Source organism: Synechococcus sp. PCC 6716 (assembly GCF_022570815.1).
Classification (GTDB): Bacteria; Cyanobacteriota; Cyanobacteriia; order Thermosynechococcales; family Thermosynechococcaceae; genus Thermosynechococcus; species Thermosynechococcus lividus.
In genome coordinates this window covers 21,629-48,525 of record NZ_JAKLTU010000021.1, presented here as the reverse complement: position 1 = coordinate 48,525, position 26,897 = coordinate 21,629, and the positions used below count along the sequence as shown (strand labels likewise).

General features: G+C 54.2%; 22 protein-coding genes. 6 read left to right on the top strand and 16 right to left on the bottom strand.

Annotated features, from left to right (window positions below):
- Nucleotides 1-153 precede the first annotated feature (153 nt).
- The 6 genes from L5220_RS09655 to L5220_RS09630 form a co-directional block, all read right to left on the bottom strand.
- Nucleotides 154-1,323: a site-specific integrase gene (locus tag L5220_RS09655; RefSeq protein WP_499573271.1), complete on the bottom strand. Its 1,170-nt coding sequence runs from the start codon at nucleotides 1,321-1,323 to the stop codon at nucleotides 154-156.
- A gap of 14 nt (nucleotides 1,324-1,337) precedes the next feature.
- A complete protein-coding gene (locus L5220_RS09650) occupies nucleotides 1,338-2,498 on the bottom strand; it encodes a glycosyltransferase (RefSeq protein WP_499573269.1) in 1,161 nt (386 codons plus the stop codon).
- Nucleotides 2,491-3,540 (bottom strand): ribosome small subunit-dependent GTPase A, encoded by a 1,050-nt coding sequence (rsgA, locus tag L5220_RS09645; protein WP_499573267.1) that lies wholly within the window; start codon nucleotides 3,538-3,540, stop codon nucleotides 2,491-2,493. The genes L5220_RS09650 and rsgA overlap by 8 nt, the downstream gene beginning before the upstream one ends.
- A complete protein-coding gene (locus L5220_RS09640) occupies nucleotides 3,537-3,767 on the bottom strand; it encodes a sulfurtransferase TusA family protein (RefSeq protein WP_099799189.1) in 231 nt (76 codons plus the stop codon). The genes rsgA and L5220_RS09640 overlap by 4 nt, the downstream gene beginning before the upstream one ends.
- Nucleotides 3,768-3,792: 25 nt before the next feature.
- Nucleotides 3,793-4,554, bottom strand: a complete 762-nt coding sequence (locus tag L5220_RS09635) for an alpha/beta hydrolase (RefSeq protein ID WP_499573265.1) — start codon at nucleotides 4,552-4,554, stop codon at nucleotides 3,793-3,795.
- Nucleotides 4,555-4,646: 92 nt separating this feature from the next.
- A complete protein-coding gene (locus L5220_RS09630; protein WP_499573263.1) occupies nucleotides 4,647-4,844 on the bottom strand; it encodes a hypothetical protein in 198 nt (65 codons plus the stop codon).
- A gap of 199 nt (nucleotides 4,845-5,043) precedes the next feature.
- Between L5220_RS09630 and surE the strand changes: the two genes are divergently transcribed.
- Nucleotides 5,044-5,850, top strand: coding sequence for a 5'/3'-nucleotidase SurE (gene surE, locus L5220_RS09625; RefSeq protein WP_499573261.1), 807 nt, complete (start codon nucleotides 5,044-5,046; stop codon nucleotides 5,848-5,850).
- Here the strand turns inward: surE and xth are convergent.
- Nucleotides 5,836-6,612 carry an exodeoxyribonuclease III gene (gene xth, locus L5220_RS09620; protein WP_499573277.1) on the bottom strand — a complete coding sequence of 259 codons (777 nt, stop codon included), beginning with the start codon at nucleotides 6,610-6,612 and terminating at the stop codon, nucleotides 5,836-5,838. The genes surE and xth overlap by 15 nt on opposite strands.
- Nucleotides 6,613-6,800: 188 nt before the next feature.
- On the opposite strand from xth, the gene L5220_RS09615 reads away from it, so the two are divergent.
- Nucleotides 6,801-8,240 (top strand): DUF3084 domain-containing protein, encoded by a 1,440-nt coding sequence (locus L5220_RS09615; RefSeq protein ID WP_499573259.1) that lies wholly within the window; start codon nucleotides 6,801-6,803, stop codon nucleotides 8,238-8,240.
- Here L5220_RS09615 and L5220_RS09610 read toward each other — a convergent pair.
- Nucleotides 8,237-8,587 carry a hypothetical protein gene (locus L5220_RS09610; protein WP_499573257.1) on the bottom strand — a complete coding sequence of 117 codons (351 nt, stop codon included), beginning with the start codon at nucleotides 8,585-8,587 and terminating at the stop codon, nucleotides 8,237-8,239. The two genes, L5220_RS09615 and L5220_RS09610, sit on opposite strands and share 4 nt — an antisense overlap.
- Nucleotides 8,588-8,937: 350 nt before the next feature.
- Complete coding sequence (locus L5220_RS09605) at nucleotides 8,938-10,083, bottom strand: cysteine desulfurase family protein (RefSeq protein ID WP_499573255.1); 1,146 nt, start codon at nucleotides 10,081-10,083, stop codon at nucleotides 8,938-8,940.
- Nucleotides 10,084-10,196: 113 nt separating this feature from the next.
- On the opposite strand from L5220_RS09605, the gene L5220_RS09600 reads away from it, so the two are divergent.
- Nucleotides 10,197-13,580 (top strand): O-linked N-acetylglucosamine transferase family protein, encoded by a 3,384-nt coding sequence (locus L5220_RS09600; RefSeq protein ID WP_499573253.1) that lies wholly within the window; start codon nucleotides 10,197-10,199, stop codon nucleotides 13,578-13,580.
- A gap of 128 nt (nucleotides 13,581-13,708) precedes the next feature.
- Nucleotides 13,709-14,890 (top strand): M20 family metallopeptidase, encoded by a 1,182-nt coding sequence (locus tag L5220_RS09595; RefSeq protein WP_499573275.1) that lies wholly within the window; start codon nucleotides 13,709-13,711, stop codon nucleotides 14,888-14,890.
- Here L5220_RS09595 and L5220_RS09590 read toward each other — a convergent pair.
- The 4 genes from L5220_RS09590 to L5220_RS09575 all read right to left on the bottom strand — a co-directional run bounded on the left by L5220_RS09590 (nucleotide 14,884) and on the right by L5220_RS09575 (nucleotide 19,254).
- A complete protein-coding gene (locus L5220_RS09590; protein ID WP_499573251.1) occupies nucleotides 14,884-16,518 on the bottom strand; it encodes a cyclic peptide export ABC transporter in 1,635 nt (544 codons plus the stop codon). The genes L5220_RS09595 and L5220_RS09590 overlap by 7 nt on opposite strands.
- A complete protein-coding gene (gene psb35, locus L5220_RS09585; RefSeq protein WP_099799178.1) occupies nucleotides 16,515-16,745 on the bottom strand; it encodes a photosystem II assembly protein Psb35 in 231 nt (76 codons plus the stop codon). The genes L5220_RS09590 and psb35 overlap by 4 nt, the downstream gene beginning before the upstream one ends.
- A gap of 69 nt (nucleotides 16,746-16,814) precedes the next feature.
- On the bottom strand, nucleotides 16,815-18,068 hold the full coding sequence (locus L5220_RS09580) for a protein kinase domain-containing protein (protein WP_499573249.1): 1,254 nt from the start codon (nucleotides 18,066-18,068) through the stop codon (nucleotides 16,815-16,817).
- A gap of 67 nt (nucleotides 18,069-18,135) precedes the next feature.
- Nucleotides 18,136-19,254 carry a histidinol-phosphate transaminase gene (locus L5220_RS09575; protein ID WP_499573247.1) on the bottom strand — a complete coding sequence of 373 codons (1,119 nt, stop codon included), beginning with the start codon at nucleotides 19,252-19,254 and terminating at the stop codon, nucleotides 18,136-18,138.
- A 113-nt stretch (nucleotides 19,255-19,367) separates the two neighbouring features.
- On the opposite strand from L5220_RS09575, the gene L5220_RS09570 reads away from it, so the two are divergent.
- A complete protein-coding gene (locus L5220_RS09570; RefSeq protein WP_448514574.1) occupies nucleotides 19,368-20,306 on the top strand; it encodes a DnaJ C-terminal domain-containing protein in 939 nt (312 codons plus the stop codon).
- 105 nt (nucleotides 20,307-20,411) lie between these two features.
- On the opposite strand, the gene ftsH3 is transcribed toward L5220_RS09570, so the two are convergent.
- Nucleotides 20,412-22,250, bottom strand: coding sequence for an ATP-dependent zinc metalloprotease FtsH3 (gene ftsH3 / locus L5220_RS09565; RefSeq protein WP_499573245.1), 1,839 nt, complete (start codon nucleotides 22,248-22,250; stop codon nucleotides 20,412-20,414).
- 129 nt (nucleotides 22,251-22,379) lie between these two features.
- On the opposite strand from ftsH3, the gene L5220_RS09560 reads away from it, so the two are divergent.
- The gene (locus L5220_RS09560) at nucleotides 22,380-23,219 is read left to right on the top strand and encodes a pentapeptide repeat-containing protein (protein WP_448527936.1); all 840 of its coding nucleotides are present in this window, start codon (nucleotides 22,380-22,382) and stop codon (nucleotides 23,217-23,219) included.
- Here L5220_RS09560 and L5220_RS09555 read toward each other — a convergent pair.
- Together L5220_RS09555 and carB are read right to left on the bottom strand one after the other, a co-directional pair.
- Nucleotides 23,216-23,464 carry a DUF370 domain-containing protein gene (locus L5220_RS09555; RefSeq protein ID WP_099799172.1) on the bottom strand — a complete coding sequence of 83 codons (249 nt, stop codon included), beginning with the start codon at nucleotides 23,462-23,464 and terminating at the stop codon, nucleotides 23,216-23,218. The genes L5220_RS09560 and L5220_RS09555 overlap by 4 nt on opposite strands.
- Nucleotides 23,458-26,760, bottom strand: a complete 3,303-nt coding sequence (gene carB / locus L5220_RS09550) for a carbamoyl-phosphate synthase large subunit (RefSeq protein WP_499573242.1) — start codon at nucleotides 26,758-26,760, stop codon at nucleotides 23,458-23,460. Before carB ends, L5220_RS09555 begins: the two co-directional genes overlap by 7 nt.
- Nucleotides 26,761-26,897: the final 137 nt, after the last annotated feature.

The following is a 26,897-nucleotide window of genomic DNA, read 5'->3' as shown; positions in this document are numbered from 1 at the left end:
CATGGGTGGAGCGACTCAGCACTACTGGTTTCACCAAGTTCCAAAAACGTCAAGGAACGTCGCACCGCGAATCAACTTGACCTTTAGGATCATCAAGACGTTCCTCAATTAAGGAGTTCAGTGGCGATCGTTAGTAAGCCAAGTTTGAAAGCATTAGAGATTCAACTCCAGCGCATCCCCCTGCTGTGCCAACACCCGCGCCACAGCCTGCTGCTGATCTCGCAGGGTTAACCAGCGGTGATAGGTACGATGATGAATGGCCACACTGTGCCCCATCATCCGTGCGGCCACGGTATCGGGTAAGCCGTAGTGAATGGTACGTACCGCCCAAGCATGGCGCAGATCGTAGGGGCGAAAGGGAATGCCATACCGACGAAACTGCTGGTTCACCCGCTGGCCAATCCGTTGCAAGGGTGTGGTGCTCAAGTCGGTGTTGATCTGGGGCAGCCGGGGCGATCGCAATTGGAATACATCAATCCATTGAGGTGGAAACGGCCACACGTAATGGGAACCGGTTTTTGTTGTGGCTAATACCTCAATTCGGCCTTGGGGGTCGCCATTGGCCAAACCCGTCAGATCACAAAAAAAGACCTCGTGATTGCGGAGGCCATAGGTTGCCATCAACCCATAGACGTACTGCCATCCCGGGTTGGGAATCTGAGCAAACGCAGCAACAATAGCGCTGTCTTCAGGAAGCTGACGCTCTTGGGTGCGGTTCGGGGAATAGTGCCCCCAAAACCGGGATAAGGGAATGGGCAACTCCACCTGCAGAAAACGACACAGCCCTTGAAGTGCTGTACAGGCCACCTGTCGTTGGCGGCGGTGCGGCGGTAACTGCTCAAGCAGGGTGTAGATCAGCTCTGGTAGTGCCCAGTCGGGATGGGCAGCCGCGTGGTGCAGCAGTTGGCGCAGGTAAGGTGCATAGGCCGTTTGCCACGTGGTGCGGCGACTGCTGCTATCACCCACCCGCAAGAACATGTCTTCGTAGGCCGCCACCTGCTCCGCCAGAGACAACGCACCGAGGAAACCCAAGCTAGGAACCGTTTGATAGTCTTGCCAGCGAAAGGACTTATCCAGCAGCTTAGCAGCGATAATTTTTGCCTCTATTTCTGCCTGCTTGAGCCCCGCAGGGGTTGCTGGCAGTGCTAGGCTCAGCCGCTGTTGATGGGGACGCAATCGCTGAGTGCCCGGACGCGGCGGTAGGGTGCCCCGCAAATTGAGTCGCTGACCGCGGCGCTCGATTTGTATCCCCAACTGTGCTGCTTTTAGCCGCTGATTCACCTGTGCTAACTGCTGATCCAGCTTTGAGGATAGCGTTGCCATGCTGAGAATACTCCCTAAGGATAGACCCGCCCTTTCCATGCGCCACCGCGACCCTGCCAATGGCGGCGAGCCGAGTCAAGGGTCATGAGGGTGTAGAGGACGGCAATCAGGGGTAAGGTCAACGCCCACGGCCAAGCCAACCCATAAAAGCGCACTGTGGGGGTATAGGCGATCGCCATCAGTAGCCAGACACTCGCCCCCACACCGGCTAACGCAACTTGGTGCAGAACCAGACCAGTTGCCAAGGAAATGGGAGCTAGCAGATACACCATGGTCATTCCGATCACCGTTCCCAAGAGTAACAGGGGCGAATAGGACAACTGGGTGTAGGCGGTGCGCGCCACCATTTGCCAAATGCTGTCGAGGGTGGTGTAGGCACGCAAGCTCACGGTGGAGGGGGTCAGCCCTAGCCAAATCCGGTATCCTGCACTTTTGACGGCCTGAGCAAGGGAACAATCGTCAATGAGAGCATCCCGGATACAGGCAATGCCACCAATTTTTTCAAGGGCTGTGGTTTCAATGAGAATGCACCCCCCCGCTGCCGCTGCTGTGGCGCGTTGGGGGTCATTGACCCAGCGAAAGGGGTACAGCTTGGCAAAGAAAAAGACAAACGCCGGAATCAAGAGTTTTTCCCAGAGGCTTTGGCAGCGCAACTTCACCATTAATGACACTAAAGCACAGTGGTGGGTACACGCATGAGTCACCAGTTGGCTTAAATTCTGTGGATCGTGGGCAATGTCGGCATCGGTGAGCAGCAGATAATCCGGGGCAACCTCAGCGGCAACTTCAATCCCTTGGGACAGTGCCCAGAGCTTGCCCGACCAACCCTTGGGGAGGGGGGTTCCTCGCACAATCGTTAACTGCACCTGTTTGCCGAGGTTGATAGCAGTCTGCTCGGCAATGTCAGCGGTGCCATCGTCGCTTTGATCATCCACAAGGATGAGGTGAAGGTCACCCCCATAGTCCTGTTGCAGGAGCGATCGCACACTGGTGGCAATGACCGCTGCTTCGTTGCGGGCAGGTATCACCACCGCAATGCTCGGCCAGCGGGTTGGCGGGGTGCCCTTCAGGCGTTGATCGGTGCGCCAGAATTGCCCCCAAAATAGTAAAAGTACCAGCCAAATCAGCAGTGAGAGTAGTGTTGCCCCCAGTAACCCCAATGTCAGGCTAGACATCCATAACCTCCTCCTCGGTGTCTAAGGGTGTGAGCTGCTGATGCTGTTGGCGGCGCGATCGCCGCCGATATTTTTTCGGATCCAATAAAGGCTCTTGGTGCTGAGCACCGTGGCGATCCGTTTTCGTTTTACTGTGGGGAGTGGTGTCAACCCCGTAGTCTTTGATTGCTTCCAGTTCTGCAAGGCAACTCAGATAGAGTGGATAGCGCTCCCAATTGCCCCGCACTGCGCAGTTTGGCTCCTGATGGTGACGGCAATTGTCAAACTGGCAGGGCTGAGTGGCCGATCGCTGGCGAATTTCTGGAAAGGCTTGGGCAAGCTGCTGGGGGGTGATGGCCAACAACTCTGGCTGATTAAATCCGGGCGTGTCGGCAATCCAGCCGCCCGTGGGCAACGGAAAGAGTTCGACATGGCGGGTGGTGTGCTGCCCCTTATGCCAATGCTCGGAAATTGCCCCGACGCGAATCTTGCCGTCAGGATGGAGGTGGCGAATGAGGCTACTTTTGCCGACCCCCGAAGGGCCACAGACAACCGTTACCTTGTTGCTCAGGGGACGGAGTAGCGCCTGCCATTGTTGACCTGCGGTGATGCTGAAGCCATAGCTGTTATAGCCCCAAGACCGCAGGCGATCGCGCCACAGGGTCTCTAGGGCGTCAGAGACCAAATCTGCTTTGGTTAGCCCCACTAGGATCTCAACCCCAAGGACTTCGGCGGTGATTAAAAAGCGGGTCATTTGCAGGGCATCGGGTTCGGGGTCGGCTAGGGCAAACAACAGTAACACCTGCTCTACGTTGGCGATCGCTGGCCGTTGCAGTTGGTTGCGCCGGGGGAGGACGTTGCTAATGGCACCGCGCTGCCCTTGCCGGTCGGGATGGGTAACCTCGACCCAATCGCCAACATACACGTGCTGGCCAATTTTCTTTAACCGCGATCGCCGCACACACAGCAATTCATCAATGCCATAGTAAGGCTGCCCTAGCCGCACACGGTAATAGTTCGCCTGCACCGCCCGCACTAGACCGAGCAAAGGGGCAACCGTCATGGGCGCTCAGCGGGTCGCTGCACCTGTAGTGCAAAATACTCGTGCCGTGGCTCCACCGTCAACACATCGTAGCCCGCCATCCGCAGACTATCGGGCACCTGCTCAATGGGTTCGCCCGCATCTAGCCACACCTCAAGGGGCTGCTGAGGCGCAAGCTGCTGGAGCCGCAGTTTTGTGCGTACAAAGTTCAAAGGACAGGGGGTACCCCGTAGATCAAGTGTTTCCATGCCGCTGGCTGTAACCTATCTGCTATTATGCTCCCAAAAATTTCGCCACTTTGGCGATCACGTCATCTCGTTCATAATCTAAGGGAATCAAATGATTAGAGCGCTGTAGCCAGTACAGTTCCTTGTGGGTGCTCCCTAATTGGTCATAGATCTGCTGTGCGCCTTGCGGGTCAACCGTGTCGTCGGCGAGGGTTTGAAGGATCAGCGTCGGGGTGGTAATTGTCGGCAGTTCCGTCTCAACCTGGGCAATAAGGTCAAGGGCGCTACCCACAGCACTCAGGTTAAAGCTTTTGAAAAATGCTGCCGCTTCTGCTTGTTGACGCATCTGGGGATCCCGCAGGGGGAGGGCGCGGCGCGGCAGGTGCGGTACCCAGCGGGCAATGGCCTTGACCAGTGGCTCTGCCGGTAGGGGGGCAAACCACGGGCGATAAATCCGCAAAAAGGGGCACAGCAGCACTAGTTTTGCCACTGGCTGGCTGTGGGCTAAATGTAAGGCTAAGGTTGCCCCTGTCGAAAAGCCAATGACAGCAATGGTCTGAAAATGGCTCTGGAGTTCCCTAAAGGCTGCTAAGGTGGCAGCGTACCACTCTGGCCACGTGGAGGCGGGCATCGGCTCAGTGGGGCGATCGTGCCCCGGATAAAGAATCCCCCGCACTGTCAACCCCTGTTCGTAGAGGGCTTGGCCTAACAGCTGTAGTTCGTAGGCACCCCCACCCAGCCCATGGAGGAGTAAGCAGGCGCCGTTCGTCTCTTCGTGACTATAGAAAAAAGGGACATTCACTAGCATGGGAGTGCCCCAGACATGTCCACCTGCTGTAGGCTAGTTCGCCTGACATCCTCCCGACGCTGTCCCTACGGATACAGCGCGAGCCTGCTCGTCTAAATAAGGTAACTTTGGCGGGAAACGTGCTTTTCAAAGGTGGCTTGGGTTTGATGGAGCAGTTGCTCGCGGCTATCGGTTGTGTGCTTGAGCGCCGGAACCAGATTACGAGCTTGGAGTGCCATGTGCAGTTGCAGGTGGGCAACGTACTCACTCAGATCTTCGCGGAGCAGCGGATGGCTTTGATGCACAGACACAGTGTTCTCCTTACGCTTATGTTCAACAGTGCTGACCATGAAAACATCAAAAGATGCTAGGGAAAGCAGTGAATGAATCGTGTGCTCGGCAGTTAACGCGGGACAGTTAGCAACCTGACCCTTTTAGAGGTTAACATTTCTCAGGAAGTGTGCTGCAATTTGCAATCAACTGTAACCTTTTGCGGTGTAGGGGGCAACAATGCGTTTACTCATTGCCAATGATGATGGGGTCTTTGCCCCCGGTATCCGTTGCCTTGCGGATACGTTGGCGATCGCCGGTCATAATGTGAGTGTGGTGTGCCCCGATCGTGAGCGATCGGCCACCGGTCATAGTTTGACGGTTTTTGACCCCATCCGCGCTGAAGTGGTTCGCGATCGCTTTCATCCGAGTATTCAGGCCTGGGCCTGCTCAGGGACGCCGTCGGATTGCGTTAAATTGGCGCTAGGGGCGTTGCTACAGGAACTGCCGGATTTTGTGGTGTCGGGGATTAATCAAGGCTCAAATCTCGGTACCGATATTCTCTATTCGGGGACGGTGTCCGCGGCGATGGAAGGGGTGATTGAGGGCATCCCCAGCATTGCCATGAGCCTGACCAGCTTTACTGTCCATGACTTTCAGCCCGCTGCGGACTTTGCCTGTCGCTTATTAAAAGCTTTAGAGTCGTCAGTGCCTCTGCCGCCGAAAATGCTCTTGAATGTGAATGTGCCTGCCCTGCCTGCCAGTGAGATTGCGGGGGTGGCCATTACCCGCCAAGGCATTCGCCGCTACCATGATTTGTTTCAGAAGCGGGTTGACCCCCGGGGGAAAACTTACTACTGGCTTGCGGGAGAGGTGGTAGAAGAATATCCCCAAGATCCAGATCAACTCCCCACCGATGTGGAGGCGATCGCCCAAAACCTCATTAGCATTACACCCTTGACCTTTGATTTAACCTATTCCCAAGGACTCACACAGCTTTCTACATGGCTCGAGAGCGAAACCGTCCGGCAGTTATTCAATTGTTAAAATCACCGGTGCATGATCACTGGGTTTAGGTAGGCGGCGCGGTGCCACATCAATCCGGCACGCCTGTGCTCGCTGCTTCAGACCGGTGGTGATGTACAGGTGATCAATGCGCCAACCATGATTGCGGCGAAACGCCCCCGCCCGATAATCCCACCAAGAATAATGGCCAGCGGCATCGGTAAAGTGGCGGAAGGCATCGCAGAACCCCAAGGCACGAATGGCGGCCAACTGTTCCCGCTCGGCATCGGTGGCACCGACCTTTGTGGCGCGATCGCTGGCATCAAACAGATCCTTGTCTTCGGGTGCGATATTAAAATCACCACAGAGAATGACCTCCCCCCGCAGCTGTTGAAGATAGTTGTACAGCCCCACTAACCAACGCAGTTTGTAGTGGTATTTCTCGCTGGCGTATTCGCCCCCATTGGGAATATAAACGTTAACCAGTGTCAGGTCAGGGGCTAATTGGGCGCGGATTAATCGTTTTTGATCGTCTAAGTCAGCTTGGGTGGGCAGATGGGGGGCAAAGCCTGCTTCCACTGCTGCAAGGGGCTGACGGCTAATAATGGCAACGCCGTTGTACGCCTTTTGGCCACTACAATAGACGGTATAGCCGCGCTCTAAAAAGGGGTGCCGTGGAAATTCAGTATCCACCACCTTTGTCTCTTGCAAACACAAATAGTCCACGCCCGTAGCGTCCAACCATTGGCACACATGGTCAAGGCGAGTGCGAATTGAGTTGACATTCCAAGTGGCAATTTGCAACATTAGCCGTGGCAATTTGATCTCACAAAAGTTTATCGCATTTTCTCTAACCGCATACTCTAGAAGTGGTAGTTCAACAACGGTGATCGTGCTTGGGTATCGGGGCAGCCTACTTGCCCTGCACTGGCAGTCGCAATTCTGCCGTTGTTACGTAATGTATAGTTGGGGAGTGAGTAGCAACACCCTGTATGGCTGGGTACGTTTTGGTTTTAGCGGTTATTGTTTTAGGCGGCGCGATCGCAACCGTTGGCGATCGGCTTGGCTCCAAGGTGGGCAAAGCACGTCTGAGTTTGTTTAATTTGCGGCCACGGCAAACAGCCGTGCTGATTACTATTCTCACCGGTAGTCTAATTTCCGCCTCTACCTTAGCCTTGCTCTTTGCCCTCAGTCGGGAACTACAGGATGGCCTCTTGCGAATTGGCACAATTCGCAAGCAACAGCAGGCAGCGGAACGAGAACTGGCAGAGACCCGCGCCCAAAAAGAAGCCATTGAAGCCGAGCTGACCCAATCCCAAGTAGAACTTGCCAAGGTTCGCGAACGCCTTGGCCAGACCAATCAAATTTTAGAGCAGGCGGTTAACCGTCAAACCCTCACCGAGGCAGAACTCAACCAACTGCAAAACCGCTACACCACTGCCCAAGCTGAACTCAAACAGTTTGAAGCCCAAGGGGCACAACTGCGGCAGGAAATTCAACGCCTGCAACAGGAGCGAGACACCATTCAGGGTCGCCTGCGCGATGTGGCCGGTCAAAAAATAGCCTTAGAAAACGCAATTCGCACCGCCCAAGAGCGGTTGGCCAAGGTGGAGTCGCAGAAAAACAGCCTCCAAGCGGAAATTGACCGTATTCAAGATCAACTGGCGGTAGCCAACCAACAGCAGCAGGTGCTACGGGATCAGCAGCGCACCCTTCAGCAGGAAATTGCTGCCCTCGAAGCCAGTCGCCAACGCCTAGAGGAAAATGTCAATATTTTGTTGCTGGGGTTACGGCGGGGCACGGTGTCTATTCGCACGGGTCAGGTGCTTGCCTCAGCAGTCATTCAAAACGTCAGCGATCGCGACCAAGCCACCAAAGCCATTGAGCAGCTGCTACGGGAGGCACGCCGCAATGCCATCGTCCTGAATAATCCCCAAAACCTGAGACCTACTGATCAGGTGATTCAGGTGACCGCGGCCGACATTAATCGCCTCCGTGCCCAAATTAGTGACGGTCAGCCCTACGTCGTGCGAATTCTAGCTGCTGCCAACTACCTCCAAGGGGAAAGCAACATTCTCGTGATCCCCCAAGTGGCTCGCAACCAAGAGGTCTTTCGCGAAGGCGAGAATTTAGCTACCATCTCCTTTGATCCGAGCCAAATGACCGACGAACAGATTTTCCAGCGGCTCGATCAGTTGTTTACTGTCAGCAATCAGCGGGCTATTTCCTCCGGCGTTCTCCCAGATCCTGTCACCGGCAGCGTTGGTTCCTTCCGGCAAATTGAACTGGTCAAATTCATTCTGGATCTCAAAGATTATCAGGGCACTGTCGATATTAGCGCGGTCACCCCCACGCCCGTCTATACCGCAGGCCCGCTCACCCTCTCTCTAGTTGCCCGCCAAAACCAGCGGGTTATCCTGCGCAGTGGTTAGAAACTGAGAGCCATCATCTGTGGCATGGCTGGAGCTGCCTTGGTGGTTTTCGTGGTGATGCGTTTTAACCCTAAAATCCAGAGAATTTGATCCTCTATGGCCGTAGCCTGCTCTTTTGCACCTGCTTTTAAGAGCAATTGATACGTCATCATCAACTTCTCAATTTCTGCAACTTGAACCCGAATTTCGTCCTCATCTAAGTACAGACTTTCAAGAACGGCATTGAGGTCAATTTCAGGATCAGCGACGAGACACGCCCCCTCTGCTACCACAGATCGGAGTTGTCCTTGGTAGTGACGCAACAAACGGCGAATCGTGTAGGCAGTAACCGGTAACAGTTTGGTCATTGATAATCCCCCGAATCTGATCACTTATCGGCAACTTACGTGTAACGAAAGTTAAAGTTTATGCTGGCTGCAATCGTCAGCCTATTTGTCAAGGTTTTGTAAATTTTCAGGTTGGCGATCGCCACAGCTATAACTATTTGCTAATGTAATCATTCTAAGAAATCCGTTACTTGGGGATCATCCGTAATTCTACGCAGACCGGGGATCAGCTGTGACCCAGATCACCAAAGTGCCGTGATAGTGAGCATTTGTAGACTTTATAAAGAAATACAAAAGAATGCATTTTTATTAAGAAATGTAAATAACATTATGGGTTGTCAACTTTGTTCTTACGCTTCATAGAGTATTGCCTATTGCCGTAGGTGCTGCACGCATTCCGTCACATAGCCAATCACCTGATTGATCTCTTCTAGGGTGGTAGTTCGCAAGAGGCCAAAGCGGAGGGTTGCCCGGGCGAGTTGGGGCGATCGCCCCAAGGCCAGTAATACATGGGAAGGGGAGGCTTTCGCGCTACTGCAGGCAGCGCCAGAGGACAGGGCAACGTGCGGATACAGTGCTCGCAGCAGGGCACTGCCATCAACACCGCCGATGCTAATATTCAGGCAGTTGGGCAAACCCTGCTCTAAATCCCCATTCACATAGACCTCCCCTAGGGCTGAAAGCCCCTGCCAGAGATGCTGCTTGAGATGGCGCAGGTGAGCCATATCCGCGGTGAAGCGGGACTGAGCCAAACGCACCGCCTCACCGAAGCCAACAATGAGCGGGGTAGCAAGGGTACCCGATCGCCATCCCTGCTCCTGCTCGCCGCCGTGGAGTTGGGGCACTAACTGCACCCTAGGGCGATCGCGCCGCAGATACAACGCACCAATTCCCTTGGGGCCATAGAGCTTGTGTGCCGTCAGCGACATCAGATCAATGTGCATCTGCTGAACATCCAAGGGAACTTTGCCAAGGGCTTGAGCTGCGTCACAATGAAACAGCACGTGGCGATCGCGACAGCGGCGACCAATCTCCGCCAAGGGATGCACCMCCCCAATTTCATTATTGGCAGCCATCACCGACACTAAAATCGTATCGGCAGCAAACGCCTCTTCGAGAGCCTCCAGATCAATATGACCGTGGGCATTCACCCCCAAATAGGTGACCCGAAACCCCACAGACTCTAGATAACGGCAGGGAGCCAGTACTGCACTGTGCTCTGTTTGCACCGTAATGATATGGCGACCATGACTGTAGTAGGCCTCCGCCACCCCTTTCAGGGCAAGGTTATCTGCTTCGGTGGCACCACTGGTAAAAATAATGGCTGACGGGTCGGCATTGATGGCTGCCGCCAAATACTGCCGCGCCACTTCCACCGCCGCCGCTGCTTCCCAGCCGTAGGCATGGGCGCCATTACTGGCATTTCCGGGGCGATCGCTAAAGTAGGGCAGCATTGCTGCCAGAACCTGCGGATCAACAGGCGTTGTAGCCAGTCCATCGAGGTAGATGGGGGGCATAGCCAGAACCCAAAGGGTAAGATTGGAACGATACTGACATTTTCCCTTTTAGCAAATACTTAAGGTGCCGTTATTGTGCGTCCTCGATACATTCCTATGCTGAAATAAGCGATATGCGGATTCTGTTTATTGATCGAATTTCTTGGGACTATACCCTACAAACCCCCTACGAGCGCCCTTTAGGGGGATCCCAATCAGCCCTTTGCTATTTGGCAGATCACCTGAGCCAGCGGGGGCATCAAATCTCGTTATTTAAATTTAACAATGTGCCGCACATCGAAATTGTCCGGGGAGTGCCCCATTTCCCCCTCTCATTACTGACAGCCGAATTTTTAGAGTACCTCAACCCCGAGGTGGCAATCCTCCTAAACCGTGGCTTTGGTAATCAGGATCTGCGCGCCATGCTTCCCCCCGCCACCCGCTTAGTGCTGTGGACTCAGCACGCCTACAATCAGCCGGCGGTGGCCCCTCTCCGAGACCCCCAAGAACAAGCTCTTTACGATCACGTTGTCCTCATCAGTGACTGGCAACAGCAAACCTACATCGAGCACTTCCAACTGCCCCCTAACAAAATAACTATCCTGCGCAATGCCATTGCCCCCTGCTTTGAAAACCTATTTGCGGATAGCGACAGCATTCTTGCCCACAAAACCCCACACCTCACCCTTGCCTACACCAGCACTCCGTTCCGCGGTCTGAACCTGCTGTTGGAGGTAATGCCCCAAATTCACGCTGCCCATCCAACGGCCACGCTGAACGTCTATTCCAGCATGAAAGTCTATCATCAGACCGATGAGGATGATAAGTATGCCGATCTCTATCAACGCTGTCAGGCGTTGCCTGGGGTCAACTACATTGGCTCACTCCCCCAACCCGACCTCGTTCAAGCCCTTCGAACCACCACTATCTGGGCCTATCCCAACACCTTTGCCGAAACCTCCTGCATTGCGGCGCTTGAAGCCATGGCTAGCGGCTGCTATCTCATTACCAGTGCCTTTGGGGCTTTGCCTGAAACCACCGCTGGTTTTGCAGACCTCATTCCCTATCCCCAAGATACAGCTGCTTACCTCAGTGCCTATGGGCACGCCTTGCATCGCGCCCTAGACCGATTTAGCCAGCCCGAGCACTGGCCAGCCCTCGAAGACCACCTCCGCGCCCAAGTGACCTATATCCACCAACATTGCACCTGGTCGCTACGGGCCCAAGAGTGGGAGGCATTTCTCACGTCTCTAGTGAGTCCAACGCTCTCTATTGCTGCTTTGCCCCGTTGGCAAGCACGACTCCGTGACTATCTCCAACAGCGCCGCTATGCCGAGGTCATCACCCTCTGCGACACCCTCAGTGAACAGTTTCCCACTGCTCACTGCTGGCTGGCCTATCAGGGGGCGGCCTATGTTCTTCAAGCCCAAGAGGCCGAAGCCCAGCTCCTCTGGTCGGTGTATCTGAGTGAGTTTGATGCCGCAGAGCAAGAAGAGATTAGTACAGATTGGGCGAACTGCCTCCTAGAGCTAGCTGGAGTACCCTCATTGACCATTGACATGCAGTTTGCGCTCACCAGCTATGCCTACGAATTTGCGGCCACGCCTCGGAACGGCCTGCAATTGTTGCATCGTTCTTTACAACTTGGGTTACCAGAGCCTGACATCCAAGATCTTCTCAGTCAACTCCTGGGCGTACTCTCCCAGCCTTTAGAGATAACTCCCTCAGACACAGATACCCTGATAGCTAGCATCAAGGCGTTGCTCAAAAACTACAGTGATCTTGCGGAAGTTCCCTTGTTTGTCAAGGCGCTGAGTGGCCATGCCGAACTCCGCCCCCTGCTGGAAACATTACTCTTTGAGCACCTCAATAATGACCCCGCTAAATTTGCCTCTCGTCTTGCTGAACCTTATCTGGAGCTTGCTACAAAACAATGGGGGCTGTACGAGTTTCTCTCGCGAGTGTGTGCCAAAGGCAAAGTACCTGAGTTAGCCTTGCACTGCGCCAATCGGCTCTTTGACTTTCCAGCCACCCCCCTACGCCAAGACATGAGTGTGACGGCGAAACTCCATGTGTTGCAAACCTTTAAGTACGATCTCAGCTATGCCCAAACGGTGAAGGCTCTCTATCAGGAATGGCTGGAGGGGTCTCAAGACAGCAACCATTACCTAGCGGAGCAGACCCAACAGCAGGCCATAGATTTTGGCAGTATTTTCTATGCCATTGCTTCTTATTTTCATCTGTGTCATCAGGTGGATCAACCCGCCCAGATCAAACCCATCTACAACGATCGCAATCGTATTTTTCACGATTATGGCCGTTACCTATTGCCTGTTGAACCGTACTATAAACCCTCGCAGCCACAACAGACTCTACCTAGCAACTCCTCCAAAATAAGGGTTGGCTTTATTGGTAGTTGTTTCTTTGAGCATCCCGCTAGCCATCAAATCCGTGCCTTTATTCGTTTGTGTGATCGAGGGCGGTTTGAACTGTTTGCCTATAACCCTTGGTCTCGCACCGCAAAGGCCGATCGCCTCGCTGAGTGGTTTGAGGCCACCTTTACTCAATTTCGCAAATGTGACATCAATGCTGGTGAGATTGCCCAACAAATTTACGAGGATCGCATCGATCTACTCATTGATCTCGATAGCTGCACTAGCGATATTACCTTTCAGCTCTTGAGCCTCAAACCAGCGCCAGTCCAAGCAACATGGGTGGGGTTTGATGCCATTGGCCTCCCCACGGTGGACTACTTCATTGTTGACCCCTATATCCTCCCTGATGGTGCCCAACAGTGGTACACCGAAACTCTGTGGCGACTCCCCCATTGCTACTTGTCGTTGGATGGCTATGATGTTGCTAATAAAACTAGTATCCGTAAGCACCTTGGCCTTGGCGATGACACTGTTGTGTTTCTGTGTGCCCAGCGTGCCAGCAAAATTCAACCAGAGATGCTAAAACTTCAGCTAGCGATTGTTGCTGCGGTCAAAAATGCTGTCTTGGTCATTAAATACCATCAGAGCAGTACCCTCTTTGAGCAGTGGTGTCGGGATGTTGCCTCCGCCGAGGGCTTTGACCTTAGTAAGCTGCATTTTTTAACCTCTGATGTCCCCGAAGTACACCGCGCGAATCTCTACGATGTGGATGTGGTGCTGGATACTTATCCCTATGTGGGTGGTGCGATGAGCCTCGAAGCCCTATGGCTAGAAGTGCCCATTGTCACGAAAGTGGGGCAACAGTTTGTGGCTCGCCATACCTACACCTTTCTCAAAAATGTTGGGGTCACGGACGGAATTGCCCTCAGCGATGAGGAATACGTCAACTGGGGCATCCGTATGGGCACTGAGCCGGAGCTACGCCGCCATGTCTGCTGGCAACTCCGCCAAGCTAAGCGTAGCGCTCCCCTGTGGAATCCGCAGCAGCATGCCCGTGAGATGGAGCAAGCTCTCACAGCAATGGTTAACCGCTATCGTAGTGGCGATTTAGTGGTTCCGCTAGGCCATCACGTCGGTGCCTGACCTTAGACAATAATTTGCGCCTTACATCCCTGCCCTAAAGTGCAGGGCTTTACGGTGTTTTTCGGTAAAGTGGCAATAATAATGATAATAATGTTAAGGAAAAGGAATATCTTGCCGTCGTGCCCGCTATGCTTGCTCGCATTCGCCAATTGGCTGCTAGTCTTACGCCTCGCTTGATTGACATTCGCCGACACCTGCACCGCTACCCAGAACTCAGTGGCGAAGAGCATCAAACCGCAGCTTATGTGGCAGGGGTGCTGTCTTCTGCGGGCTTGACCATACAGCAGAATGTGGGGCGTGTGGGGGTTGTGGCGGAACTGGCTGGCGCAACCGGTGAAGACCGCATCATTGCCCTGCGCACGGATATGGATGCACTGCCCATTCAGGAGCGCACTAACCTAGACTTTAGCTCGAAGCATCCGGGGGTGATGCACGCCTGTGGTCACGATGTTCACACTACCGTTGGCTTAGGAACAGCAATGGTTTTGGCGGCTCTCAAAGATGAATTGCCCGGGTCGGTACGTTTTATTTTCCAGCCAGCGGAAGAAATTGCCCAAGGGGCAAGTTGGATGATTGCCGATGGCGTCATGAAGGACGTGAGTGCCATTCTTTCCCTACATGTGTTTCCTAGTATTGCGGCTGGGGAGGTGGCGGTTCGCTATGGGGCTCTCACGGCTGCTGCTGATGATCTCGAGTTGACGATTTTAGGGGAGTCGGGGCATGGGGCACGTCCCCACGAAGCGGTGGATGCAATTTGGATTGCGGCACAGGTGATCAGTGCGCTGCAACAGGCGATTAGCCGCACTCAAAATCCGCTGCGGCCGGTGGTACTCACCTTTGGCAAAATTCACGGTGGCCGTGCCCCCAATGTGATTGCCGATCAGGTGACGTTGCAGGGAACGGTGCGATCGCTCCATCCCGAAACCCGTACTCATCTACCGGCGTGGATTGAACAGATTGTGGCGAATGTGTGTAATGCCTACGGTGCCCGCTATAAACTGCACTATCGCCGAGGGGTGCCGGGGGTCGAAAATACGCCTTACCTGTCGCAGCTACTGGCGGAGGCCGCCACTGATGTGGTAGGGTCGGCTCACGTCCATATTTTGCCAGAGCCGTCCCTTGGGGCGGAGGATTTTGCACTGTACCTTGAACACGCTCCGGGGGCGATGTTTCGGCTTGGAGTTGGTTTTCGCGATCGCCCCAACTATCCCCTGCACCACCCAGAGTTTGATGTAGATGAGCAAGCGATTCCCGTGGGGGTAATGACCTTAGCTCATGCCATCTGCCGCTATTGGCAGCTTCCCTATTGATTGCGGCAAGTGTGTTGCACCAGTTGACCGTAATCTAGCTTCAGAAGTTGGTCAGCCACATCAAAGTAGCGATCGTCATGGCTAATGACAAATACGGTTTTGCCCTGCGCCTTTAGCTCCGGTAGCAGTTGGCGGTAAAAAATATCGCGGAAGACGGGATCTTGATCCGCTGCCCATTCATCAAAGAGATAGGCGGGGCGATCGTCGAGATAGGCCATCAGCAGCCCGAGGCGTTTGCGCTCGCCTTGAGAGAGGGACGTGGTAGAAAAGCGATCGCCCTCAAGCCGGACCTTATGACTCAGGCGTAACTTATCGAGGTAGTAGGGCACCACTGCTAAGCGGTCTGTAGAATCTAGGCCCAAGAGCCGATCAAATAAATAAAAGTCACTGAAGACCGCGCTAAAGTGCTGCCGATACCATTCATAGTCGTTGGGAGTCAGGCAATAATCATCCACCCAGATCTCGCCTTGATCCGGCACGTAAAGGCCAGTAATAATCTTGGCTAGGGTAGATTTGCCACTGCCATTGCCCCCCACAATAAAAATTAGCTCGCCAGCCTGTGCTTTTAGACTGAGTGGGCCAAGAGTAAAGGTCACTGGCTCATCCTCGTGGCTGCCGCGGTACTGATGGCGAATGTTTTCCAAGCGCAGCGTCTGCCAGCCCAAGGGCATGAAGTCAGCACTGGCATCAGGATCTTGCTGTGGTTCCCCCAAGCTCAGTTGCAAAGATTCCACTTTTTTCAGGGCAACGCTGGCACGACTAAAAATAGGAATGGCATCAATCACCTGCTGCATCGGCAGCATCAGGTAAATAATAGTTAGGACATAGCCGGAGAGCACCGTCGGCGTTGCTCCCAGCAGGTGCGGCAACGTAAACAGGAAGAAGCCAATGGTGACGAAGAGCAATAACTGCCCCCAACTGGCGGCAATGGCAAAGACCATATACCCTAATTGGTTTTGCTGTCGCGTTTGCTGGGCGGTGGGTTCTAGTTCTTGATGCAGAAATGCCAGCCGTCGCCGCCGATTGAGCTTTAGTTCTTTTATCCCCTCGGTGAGGCTACGAAAATGCTGAAACAGCCGATCCTGTTCGCTGCGCGCTTGCTCGAGAAACTGCCGGGCTTTTCCCGCCAGAACCATGTAGCTACCTGCACCAATGCCAATTAAAGCAACTAGAGCAAAAAATAGGGGCGGTGACAACCAACCCATATAGATTAAACAGCCACAAACAATGGCCACGGCATTAAAGAGATTGGGCAACACTGAAAACGATCGGGCGACCGCATCTACGTCTTCTGTGAGGGTTGCTAGCAGTTGCGGATGGCCAATGGCTTCGAGTTGGCGCAGGGGGGAGGCTAAAATTTGCCGCCCAAGGAGTAAGCGCATTTCATAGACGGCTTGTTGGGCTGCGCGCACTAGCAAGACCTGAGAGGCGAAGTGCGTCAGCAGTAGCAGCCCCCCCAAAACAATAAACCCCCACGGCAATAGCGGTTGTAACGATGGGGTTCCCTGGAGGGTGGCATTAATCAGGGCAATGAGGCCAGCGGTACTCCCCCCGTTGAGGAGTCCAGCGAAAGCTGCTCCCGCGACGGTTGGCCATGCGGCCTGAAGCAGAATACGGAACAGCTTCACGAGTCGGTTTCATCCTCAGGGGCTGCGGCAGGCGGGGTATCGCTATCCAAATCTAGCTTGGGAATAAACCTGGGGCGATCGGCATTTTCCCAGCCCGGCGGGCGCTTGGAGTTGTACCATGCCACCAAGCCAATACTGACCGCTGCAATCAATCCCAGAATGAGCACTCCATAAAACGGAACAAAATTTCCAGCCCCGACGGTAAAACCCGTGGCCAATAACTGCATGTGGATTCCCCTAGCTTGAAGGTGATTCTGTGTAGAACAACACTATACAACGATGCAGGCAAGAGAGAGTCAATTTTCAGCGATGGGCAGCATGTTTGTCTCTGGTGTGGTTAAGCAGGCTTTGAGGGCTTGGGCGAGGGCGATCGCCGAGGGGTAGCGGTCTGGCAGCAGGGGCGCAGTCGCCCGGTGAATGACCCGTTTCAGGGCTTCGGGAATCTCTGGGCGATTGCTGACATCCAAGCGGTGTAACCCCTCGCAATGACGGTAAAAGCGAATGGGGCTATCCCCCAACAGCAGGAAGGCGAGGGTGGCTCCTACGGCAAATAAATCGGACTGCACGACCGGTTGACCCATCATTTGTTCTGGCGCACTATACCCTTCCACGGCAATGCGGGTACCACCGGGAGAATGCCCAAGTTCCTTCACCGCCCCAAAATCAATGAGAACAATCTGGTTATCGCGAGAGCGCACTAATAGGTTACTGGGTTTGAGATCGCGGTGGATCACAGGTGGCTCCTGATTGTGGAGGTAGTCGAGCACGCCACAGGTTTGTATCATCCACTGAATGGCTTGGGGGACTGGAACGGTGCCATTGCGGAGTACCCAGCGCTCTAGGTCTAGGCCATGGATCAGCTCCATGACTAAATAGCTTTTGCCATTTTCAATAAAAAAATCATAAAAGCGGGGAATACCAGCATGGTCTAACATTTGCAGAATGCGTCCTTCCCGCTCAAACAGTTCTTGGGCTTTTTCATGATCTGCCATGTCTGCCCTGAGTTCCTTGAGCACGCGCACTTCAGGCACTTTAGTTCCAAATCCACCGGTAGCTCGTGCCTCGCAGGCAAGGTAGGTGGTGCCAATCCCCCCCTGCCCCAGCAGCCGCAAGATATGGTAATTGCGAACGGTACGCTGAATATTGAGCGGCTCTCCGCAGTGAATACAAAATAAGTTTCCGGGCATATTGCCGACATGGGTGCACTCACTCAGGGTGGGGGCACTGCGGCGAAAGGTTTGCTCGTTAAACTGTAGAATTGGCCCTGTCGGGCCTAACTGAATCAGGCTGCCGTGGGACAGTTTGCTTTCATCCACTAAGCGACCATCCACAAAGGTGCCGATCGCCCCCACGCTTTTCAGATACCAACGACCTAAGTTTTCAGGGTCACGGTAGCACCCCAGTTCCGCGTGATAACGGCTGACGAGAATATCGTTGAGAATGACATCGTTGTCTGCGGCACGGCCAATCCGAATGGTGGTCTTGATGGGAAATCGCCACGTTTTAATTGGCGTTCGCTTCCACGGATCAAGAAGGTGCAGGATGATCACGGTACAACAGCAGCCACAGCAAACTAGCTTGAATCTAATCTATTTTAGGGAGCACCGTTGGCAATTGTCATACCTTGGAATGAGCCGACAGATAGTGTTGCAGGCGCTGCCAAAATCGCTCATTTTCCTCTTTAGTTCCAATGGAAACGCGAATGCCGTTGGCGATCGCCCGCACTAAGGTTCCTTGCTGCTCTAAGGCTTGGCATAGGGGTTGGGTATGGGACGGATCATTAAGGCGGAAAAAGAGAAAGTTGGCGACACTAGGCCAGACCCGCAGGTGCGGGCAGGTTTGCAGTTGACGGTAAAGCCGCTCACGCTCGGCAATCACCGCCGGAATGTCCGCCAGTAGCTCGTGGCGATGTTCGAGGACAAAGCAGGCGGCCAGTTGAGACATACTGGGCAGGTTGTAGGGCAGCCGCAGTTTTTCAAGCGCCGCAATCACCGTTGGCTCGGCGATCGCATAGCCCACACGATGAGCCGCCAAGCGCAGCGCCTTAGAAAAGGTGCGCAAAATCAGCCAATTGGGATGATCCGCCAGTTCCGGCAGTAGGGTTTTCCCCGAAAATTCAAAATAGGCTTCATCAATCACCACTAAAATATCCGTCGGCACCTGCCGCAACCATGCCACCTCAGTGGAGGTTAAGGCATTCCCCGTGGGGGAGTTTGGCTGCAGCATAAAGAGCACTCGCACCGGCGGAGTTGCCATTGCCATGAGCGCCTCAGCCGTTTCAATCTCTACCGCAAAGGTGTCAGGATGCCGCTGGGCACGGTGGACGGGAATCCCTAAGCTTTGAGCCAGAATCCCATATATTGAAAACGTCGGCTCTGCCACTACGATAGATCCATGGCTCCCTAAAGCCGTTGCCAGCAGTAACGCGCGAATCAGTTCATCAGAGCCATTCCCCACCGCAATCTGATTGGGCACAATCGGCACGCTACTGTGCTCACTCGCATAGGTGGCGATCGCCTGTTTGAGGTGCCAGTGGCTACTATCGGGATAGCGATTGCTAGCCATTGCCTCAACGTACTGCCGGGCAAGCGCTGCCTTGAGGTGCGCGGGCAGATCGAGGGGAAATTCATTGGTGTCGAGGTAGTCCACCTGCGCTGGCAGAGTACCACTACTGGCTTCGGGAGGGGTAGAGTAGGCTTTAATGGCCTCTAATTCTGGCCGTAAAAACGTTGCCATGCCGTTGAGACGCGGTGAACTGATTCACCTATAATAGCACTCAGTTTTTTGTCCCCTTGGGGAGCGGGCACTCAGCAACACGATCATCTTGTACTGTAGAGGCGCATCATCCTATGGCTCGTACCGACTTCAAAGACTACTACCAAGTTCTAGGGGTCAGCAAAACTGCCACGGATGCTGACATTCGGCAAGCATTTCGTCGCCTTGCCCGCAAGTATCACCCCGACCTCAACCCCGGTGATAAGGACGCCGAAGCTCGCTTCAAAGAAATTAACGAGGCGCACGAAGTCCTCTCGGATCCTGAAAAACGCCGTAAGTACGACCAGTTTGGCCAGTACTGGCAACAGGCAGGCGGGGGAGGAGCCGGTGGCTTCAATGTGAATGTGGGTGGGTTTGATGCCGACTTCAGTCAATTTGCCAACTTTGAAGAGTTTATCAACGAACTTCTCGGGCGATTTTCGACTGCGGGTACCGCCAGTGGTTGGTCGGGTGGCTTTGATCCCTCTGGCTTTAGCAGCACCAGTGCCGACGTGGAAGCAGACGCCCAAATCAGTTTTCAGGAGGCCGCTCAAGGCTGTGAAAAAACCTTTCAGATTGGCAGTGAAAAAGTCACCGTGACCATTCCCGCTGGGATCAAGCCAGGGACTAAACTGCGGTTGCGGGGCAAAGGTCGGTCAAATCCCTACACGCAGCAGCGCGGCGATCTCTACTTAACTGTACAAGTCGCCCCCCATCCGCTTTTTCGCTTTGAAGAGAATCAACTGGTGATGGATCTGCCCCTAGCCCCCGATGAGGCAGCCTTGGGGGCACAGGTAACTGTTCCCACCCCTAGCGGGAATGTGGTGTTAAATATTCCCGCGGGCACACGATCGGGGCAATCGCTGCGCTTGCGGGGCAAAGGCTGGCGCAAAAGTGATGGCACCCATGGCGACTTACTGGCCAAGGTGCAAATTGTCCCGCCGAAGTCTCTGAGTGCGGCTGAAAAAGACCTCTACGAAAAATTGCGATCGCTGCGGACGTTTAACCCCCGCGCTCACTGGCCAAACGCTTAATTGAGTACCCAAAAATGAGTGCCAAAAAATAGGGGGTTGACGTCAACCCCCCATTAGGCAATCTTTAGACCATGGTTAACTGACAAACTTCAGACGACCTTCACCCTAGGGGATGGTTGCCATTTTCACGTCATTGCGATCAAGAATAGTCTGAAGTTCCTCGGCATCGATGGTTTCTTTTTCGATCAGGACTTGGGCAATCTGATCCAGTACATGACGGTTGTTGACCAGCACCTCTTTAGCACGCCGGTAGGCTTGATCCACCAAATTGCGCACCTCATCGTCAATGGTTGCAGCGGTTTCTTCAGAAAAATCCCGCTCCGCCATGATGTCCCGGCCAAGGAACACATTCCCTGATTGCCGCCCCAAGGCCACTGGACCGAGGCGATCGCTCATGCCAAAGCGCGTCACCATTTGCCGAGCTACCCGTGCCACTTGCTGCAAATCGTTAGACGCGCCAGTGGTCACTTCGTCTTCACCAAAGACAATCTCTTCAGCAATCCGCCCCCCCAAAGCAACCGCCATCTGATTTTGCAGGTAAGCGCGGCTATAGAGGCCAGAATCCATCTGATCTTCGTTGGGGGTGAACCAAGTTAAGCCACCGGCACGCCCACGGGGAATGATGCTGACTTTCTGCACTGGGTCGTAATCTGGCATCAGGGCACCCACCAAGGCATGACCTGCTTCGTGGTAAGCCACAAGGGTTTTGCGCCGCTCGCTCATGACGCGATCTTTCTTCTCAGGCCCGGCCAGTACCCGATCAATGGCATCGTTGATCTCATCCATGGAAATTTCAGTGAGATTACGACGAGCGGCAAGGATGGCAGCTTCGTTCAGCAGATTGGACAGATCAGCCCCCGTAAAACCAGGGGTACGGCGGGCAATTTTATCGAGATCCACATCCTTGGCCAAGGTTTTGCCACGGGCATGGACTTTGAGAATATCAAGACGGCCTTTATAGTCAGGGCGATCCACAACCACTTGGCGATCGAAGCGACCGGGGCGCAACAGGGCAGCATCGAGGACATCGGGGCGGTTTGTGGCCGCAATAATGATGATGCCAGTATTGCCCTCAAAGCCATCCATTTCTGTCAGCAGTTGGTTGAGGGTTTGCTCACGCTCATCGTTACCGCCGCCAAGACCGGCACCCCGCTGGCGACCCACGGCATCAATTTCATCAATAAAGACAATGCAGGGAGCGTTGGCCTTTGCCTGCTCAAAGAGATCCCGCACCCGCGAGGCACCCACCCCGACAAACATTTCCACAAACTCAGAGCCAGAGATGGAAAAGAAGGGAACCCCTGCTTCACCGGCTACAGCTCGTGCCAGCAAGGTTTTACCAGTTCCCGGCGGACCGACCAACAGCACCCCTTTGGGGATTTTGGCACCCACTTCCGTGAAGCGATCGGCGTACTTGAGGAACTCCACCACTTCTCCTAATTCGAGCTTGGCTTGGTCAATGCCCGCCACGTCATTAAAGGTGACTTGGGTTTGCGGCTCCATTTGTACCCGTGCCCGCGATTTACCAAAGTTCATTGCTTGGTTCCCAGGACCGGCCTGGGCGCGCCGCAACAGGAAGAACAATAGAACCAACAGGCCAATGGGCACCAGCAGGCTACTCAGCGCCCGGAACCAGAAGCCATCATTGCTCTGGGGTAAGACGGAAATATCCACATTATTGCTGGCCAAGATATCCAGTAATTCAGGATCGTTGGGGAGGTTGACTAACACCCGTGTCCCGTCTTGGGTAATCGCTTGCGCCTGAGCGCGATCGGGACTGATGCTGATTTTGCTAACTTGCTTGTTCTCAACTTCTTGAATCAGTTGACTGTAGGCCCAAGTCTGCTTAATGGTGGGCTGGCGATCAAAAAAGGCGGTGGCCAACGCCAGCACCACAATTGCTAAAAGAACGTATAACCCCGCATTGCGCCATTGTTTATTCACCGATCGCCATCCTCCGATGCAAAATTATGAAGAGTTTTTACATAAGTTAATATTAGCGCATTCTTTCTCAACCCAAGGGGGGCAATCCCACCGTTAGAATTGTCACTATCCATGATAGGCCGTCAAAGGATGCTCGATTTAGAGACGTGTTACCGGGTACTGGAGTTAGAACCGGGGGCAACCCTAGAGGACGTGAATCGAGCCTATCGGGATCTCGTGTTTATTTGGCATCCCGATCGCATTCCCAAGGATAATGTCCGTCTGGTGGAAAAAGCCCAAGAAAAGATTAAGCAAATTAACGATGCTCGCGATCAACTGCGGCAGCACATCCACAAATATGGCAGCCACGCCAGTGGACGCACCAACCAGCGACAGAGCTATCGCCAAGCCAGTACGTCAGCCGGTACAACTGCCTCCCCGCCGCGGGAGCATCGCAGTGATCCCTACTACCAGTCCAACCCCTACGCTTATCGCAGCTACCAGACCTCCCGGGAGCAGCAAGGCAGTAGCTACTCGCAGCGGCACAATCATACCTATGGCACCTACAGTCGCCAACGTACCGCTGCGCCACCGCCGCCGGAGCCACCCCGCACCACGCCTCCCCACAAGGATATGTCGGGGGTGAACTTACAGGGCGCCAACCTCAGCGAAAAAGACTTTGAAGGCCGTAACCTCAGCCATGCCAACCTCAGCCATGCCGACCTCAGTGATGCGTTTTTACATCGAGTAATTTTGCACCGTGCCAACCTGCGCCATGCTAATCTCTTCCGAGCGAATTTGTTGCAAGCGGATCTCAGCTATGCAGATCTCCAAGAGGCCAACTTGATTGGGGCGGATCTCAGCGGTGCGGATCTGCGCGGGGCAGATTTACGGGGCGCCAAAATGAGCCAAGGCAATCGGTTGCTGGTTAAGCTCACGGGTGCCCGTCTCAGTGGCGCCATTATGCCCGATGGCCATGTGCATCCCTAGGGGTGGGGGTCTTTTAGGGGCTGGCTCAAGCGGGCAGCTAGGGTTTCCGGGTGCAGCGCCGATAGGACGACTGTCGAGCCATCTAGAATCAACACTGCCCGGGTGCGCCGCCCATGGGTGGTGTCGATGAGGTGATGCTGCTGCCGCGCTTCCAGAATTAAGCGTTTGATGGGGGCTGAGTCAGGGCTGACGATCGCCAAGACGCGAGCCGGTGCCACATAGTTACCAAAGCCAACATTTAGCATCGGGCAGGATGATAATCTTGCAGGGCGCGTACCCCCAGTTCTGAGGTTTGTAAAGTTTTGATGGCCGCAACCGTGGCTTTGGCGCCAGCAATCGTCGTCACAATGGGAATCTTGTAGGCCAAGGCAGTGCGGCGAATCAGACGACCATCGGCGCGAGCTTCTTCGCCAGAGGGCGTGTTTAGGATCAGGGAAATTTGCTCATTCTTAATGGCATCCAAAACGTGGGGGCGACCCTCGTGCAACTTGAGGATGAGTTCAATGTTTTCGAGGCCAGCCGCCATCAGGGCATTCCGGGTGCCTGCGGTGGCAATAATCTGAAAACCGAGGGACTGTAATTCCTGCACCACTGGCACAATGGCAGCCTTGTCGCGATCGCTCATGGAAACAAACACCGTACCCTTTAAGGGCAACTTTTGATGCGCCGAGAGCTGAGACTTGGCAAAGGCTGTGCCAAAATCAACGTCAATGCCCATCGCTTCGCCGGTAGAGCGCATTTCAGGCCCCAGAACGGTGTCAGTGCCGGCAAATTTTTCAAAGGGGAGCACAGCTTCCTTAACAGCAACATGCTCAGGAATCGTTTCACTGAGGATGTTTAGCTCCGCCAGGGTTTTGCCGGCCATCAAGCGCGCGGCAATCTTTGCCAAAGGCACCCCGATCGCCTTCGAGACAAAGGGAACCGTGCGCGAGGCGCGGGGGTTCGCCTCAAGGATATAGACCTGCTCGCCTTGGACGGCTAACTGCAAGTTCATCAGGCCAATGACATGCAGGGATTTGGCCAAGGCAATACTCCAGGTGCGAATTGTCTCTAAGACAGTGGCGCTAAGGGATTGCGAGGGTAAGCTACAGGCGGAGTCCCCGGAATGGATCCCGGCCTGCTCAATGTGCTCCATCACGCCGCCAATGACCACGGTGCCTGTGGCATCGGCAATGGCATCCACATCCACTTCAATGGCATTTTCGAGGTACTTGTCAATGAGGATGGGGCGCTCAGGCTCCACCTGCACGGCCTCGGTCATGTAGCGCTCCAGTTCAGCATCGGAATAGACAATTTCCATGGCTCGCCCTCCAAGCACGTAGCTGGGGCGCACAACCACTGGATAGTTAATCCGCTGGGCAATGGCCAAGGCTTCATCGTAGCTGCGAGCTGTGCCGTTGGGAGGCTGGGGAATATTTAGTTCCCGCAGAATTTTTTCAAACCGTTCGCGGTCTTCAGCAATATCAATGGAGTCTGGTGAGGTGCCCCAAATTTTGGTGCCCAGTGCCTCGCCATGCTGGTTGAGGTACTGTTGCAGCGGCAGTGCCAGTTTTAGAGGGGTTTGGCCACCAAACTGGATAATCACGCCTACGGGACGCTCGACCTCAATAATGTTGAGCACATCCTCCTTGGTGAGGGGTTCAAAGTAGAGGCGATCGCTAGTGTCGTAGTCGGTGGAGACTGTTTCTGGGTTGGAGTTCACCATGATGGTTTCATAGCCATCGGCCTGCAGGGCATAGGAGGCATGGCAGCAGCAATAGTCAAACTCAATCCCTTGGCCAATGCGGTTCGGGCCTGATCCCAGAATCATCACCCGTGGTTTGCGTGGCGGCAGCACTTCGGATTCAGGGGGCTGTGCTTCTAGTTCCCCTGTATCAGGGTTAATTCGCTCTGTGGGTTGCTCGTAGGTAGAGTAATAGTAAGGGGTATAGGCTTCAAACTCCGCAGCACAGGTATCCACTGTTTTATACACTGGCACTACGCCCAAGGATTGGCGATAGGCACGCACCTGATCGTCAGTGGTTTTGGTGGCGTAGGCAATTTGAGCATCGCTGAAGCCCTGCTGCTTGATCCGCCAGAGTTCCGCAGCGCTCAACTGTTCTAGCTTGCTACGCTTGAGGAATTTTTCGGTCTCTAGGAGTCCTTGGAGTTGACGCAAAAACCACGGATCGATAGCCGTGAGTTCGTACACCTCTTCAACAGTCATCCCCAGCAAAAAGGCATGGCGAATGGCAAAGATGCGATCAGGGTTTGGGGTTCGCAGCTTGCCCCGCAGTTGCTCAAGGCTCGGCAATTTTTCGGGGCGATCGCACCCCCAACCTGCACGACCCGTTTCCAGCGATCGCAGGGCTTTTTGTAGCGATTCCTGAAAGGTGCGACCGATGGCCATGGCTTCACCCACCGACTTCATTTGGGTGGTGAGAACCGGTTGCGCTCCTGGGAATTTTTCAAAGGCAAACCGTGGAATCTTGGTGACCACATAGTCAATGGTCGGTTCAAAACTGGCGGGGGTTTTTTGGGTAATGTCATTGGGGATTTCCGGCAGCGTGTAGCCCACGGCTAACTTGGCGGCCATTTTGGCAATGGGGAACCCAGTGGCTTTGGAGGCCAGTGCCGAGGAACGCGATACCCGCGGATTCATCTCAATGACAATGACATCCCCAGTTTCTGGGTTGACGGCAAATTGAATATTTGATCCCCCCGTTTCAACGCCAATTTCGCGGATGATTTTGATAGAGGCATCCCGTAAGCGCTGGTACTCCTTGTCGGTTAGGGTTTGGGCGGGTGCAACGGTAATGGAGTCACCCGTATGCACCCCCATGGGATCAAGGTTTTCAATGGAGCAGATGATCACGACGTTGTCAGCCATGTCGCGCATGACCTCTAGCTCGTACTCTTTCCAACCAATGAGGGACTGCTCAATCAAAATTTGGGATACAGGGCTGGCATCGAGACCCGCCACCGCGATCTCTTCAAATTCTTCTTGGTTGTAGGCAATGCCACCACCCGTGCCACCGAGGGTAAAGGCAGGGCGAATAATCAGGGGGTAGCAGCCAATCTGCTGGGCGATCGCCCGAGCGTCTTCAAGGGTATTGGCCAAACCCGAGGGGCACACTCCCACCCCAATGCGCTGCATCGCCTCCTTAAAGAGCTTGCGATCCTCTGCCATTTCAATTGCTGGCAACTTCGCACCAATTAATTCCACACCGTAGCGATCCAGCACCCCTGACTTCGCCAAGGTCACCGCTAAGTTCAAGGCAGTTTGGCCGCCCATAGTGGGCAAGAGGGCATCGGGTCGTTCCCTCGCAATGACTTTTTCAACGATCTCTGGAGTTAACGGTTCAATATAGGTGCGATCGGCGGTTTCTGGATCCGTCATGATCGTCGCCGGATTGGAGTTGATTAAAACCACCTCATACCCTTCCTCCCGTAGCGCCTTGCAGGCTTGGGTACCGGAATAATCAAACTCACAGGCTTGACCAATAACAATGGGGCCAGACCCAATAATCAGGATTTTAGAAATATCTGTACGACGGGGCATACCGTAGCCAATATGTTAGAGTAACGCCTCTCCCATCCTACACTCCCCCTTCCTCCCACAGCAGCCGGCAAATCGTGGCAAATCCTCAGTATTTCTTTAGTTATTGATGCAATTGGTGAATTTAATTCATTTTTACG

What these genes read in the sequence shown, in the direction of transcription:
- L5220_RS09555 (WP_099799172.1), bottom strand. Translation starts at nt 23,464, where the DNA reads ATGCTAAATGTTGGCTTTGGTAACTATGTGGCACCGGCTCGCGTCTTG.
- L5220_RS09575 (WP_499573247.1), bottom strand. Translation starts at nt 19,254, where the DNA reads ATGGCAACGTTTTTACGGCCAGAATTAGAGGCCATTAAAGCCTACTCT.
- surE (WP_499573261.1), top strand. Translation starts at nt 5,044, where the DNA reads ATGCGTTTACTCATTGCCAATGATGATGGGGTCTTTGCCCCCGGTATC.
- L5220_RS09595 (WP_499573275.1), top strand. Translation starts at nt 13,709, where the DNA reads ATGCTTGCTCGCATTCGCCAATTGGCTGCTAGTCTTACGCCTCGCTTG.
- L5220_RS09640 (WP_099799189.1), bottom strand. Translation starts at nt 3,767, where the DNA reads ATGGAAACACTTGATCTACGGGGTACCCCCTGTCCTTTGAACTTTGTA.
- L5220_RS09655 (WP_499573271.1), bottom strand. Translation starts at nt 1,323, where the DNA reads ATGGCAACGCTATCCTCAAAGCTGGATCAGCAGTTAGCACAGGTGAAT.
- L5220_RS09635 (WP_499573265.1), bottom strand. Translation starts at nt 4,554, where the DNA reads ATGCTAGTGAATGTCCCTTTTTTCTATAGTCACGAAGAGACGAACGGC.
- L5220_RS09560 (WP_448527936.1), top strand. Translation starts at nt 22,380, where the DNA reads ATGCTCGATTTAGAGACGTGTTACCGGGTACTGGAGTTAGAACCGGGG.
- L5220_RS09615 (WP_499573259.1), top strand. Translation starts at nt 6,801, where the DNA reads ATGGCTGGGTACGTTTTGGTTTTAGCGGTTATTGTTTTAGGCGGCGCG.
- L5220_RS09610 (WP_499573257.1), bottom strand. Translation starts at nt 8,587, where the DNA reads ATGACCAAACTGTTACCGGTTACTGCCTACACGATTCGCCGTTTGTTG.
- L5220_RS09600 (WP_499573253.1), top strand. Translation starts at nt 10,197, where the DNA reads ATGCGGATTCTGTTTATTGATCGAATTTCTTGGGACTATACCCTACAA.
- rsgA (WP_499573267.1), bottom strand. Translation starts at nt 3,540, where the DNA reads ATGACGGTTGCCCCTTTGCTCGGTCTAGTGCGGGCGGTGCAGGCGAAC.
- L5220_RS09570 (WP_448514574.1), top strand. Translation starts at nt 19,368, where the DNA reads ATGGCTCGTACCGACTTCAAAGACTACTACCAAGTTCTAGGGGTCAGC.
- L5220_RS09650 (WP_499573269.1), bottom strand. Translation starts at nt 2,498, where the DNA reads ATGTCTAGCCTGACATTGGGGTTACTGGGGGCAACACTACTCTCACTG.
- psb35 (WP_099799178.1), bottom strand. Translation starts at nt 16,745, where the DNA reads ATGCAGTTATTGGCCACGGGTTTTACCGTCGGGGCTGGAAATTTTGTT.
- carB (WP_499573242.1), bottom strand. Translation starts at nt 26,760, where the DNA reads ATGCCCCGTCGTACAGATATTTCTAAAATCCTGATTATTGGGTCTGGC.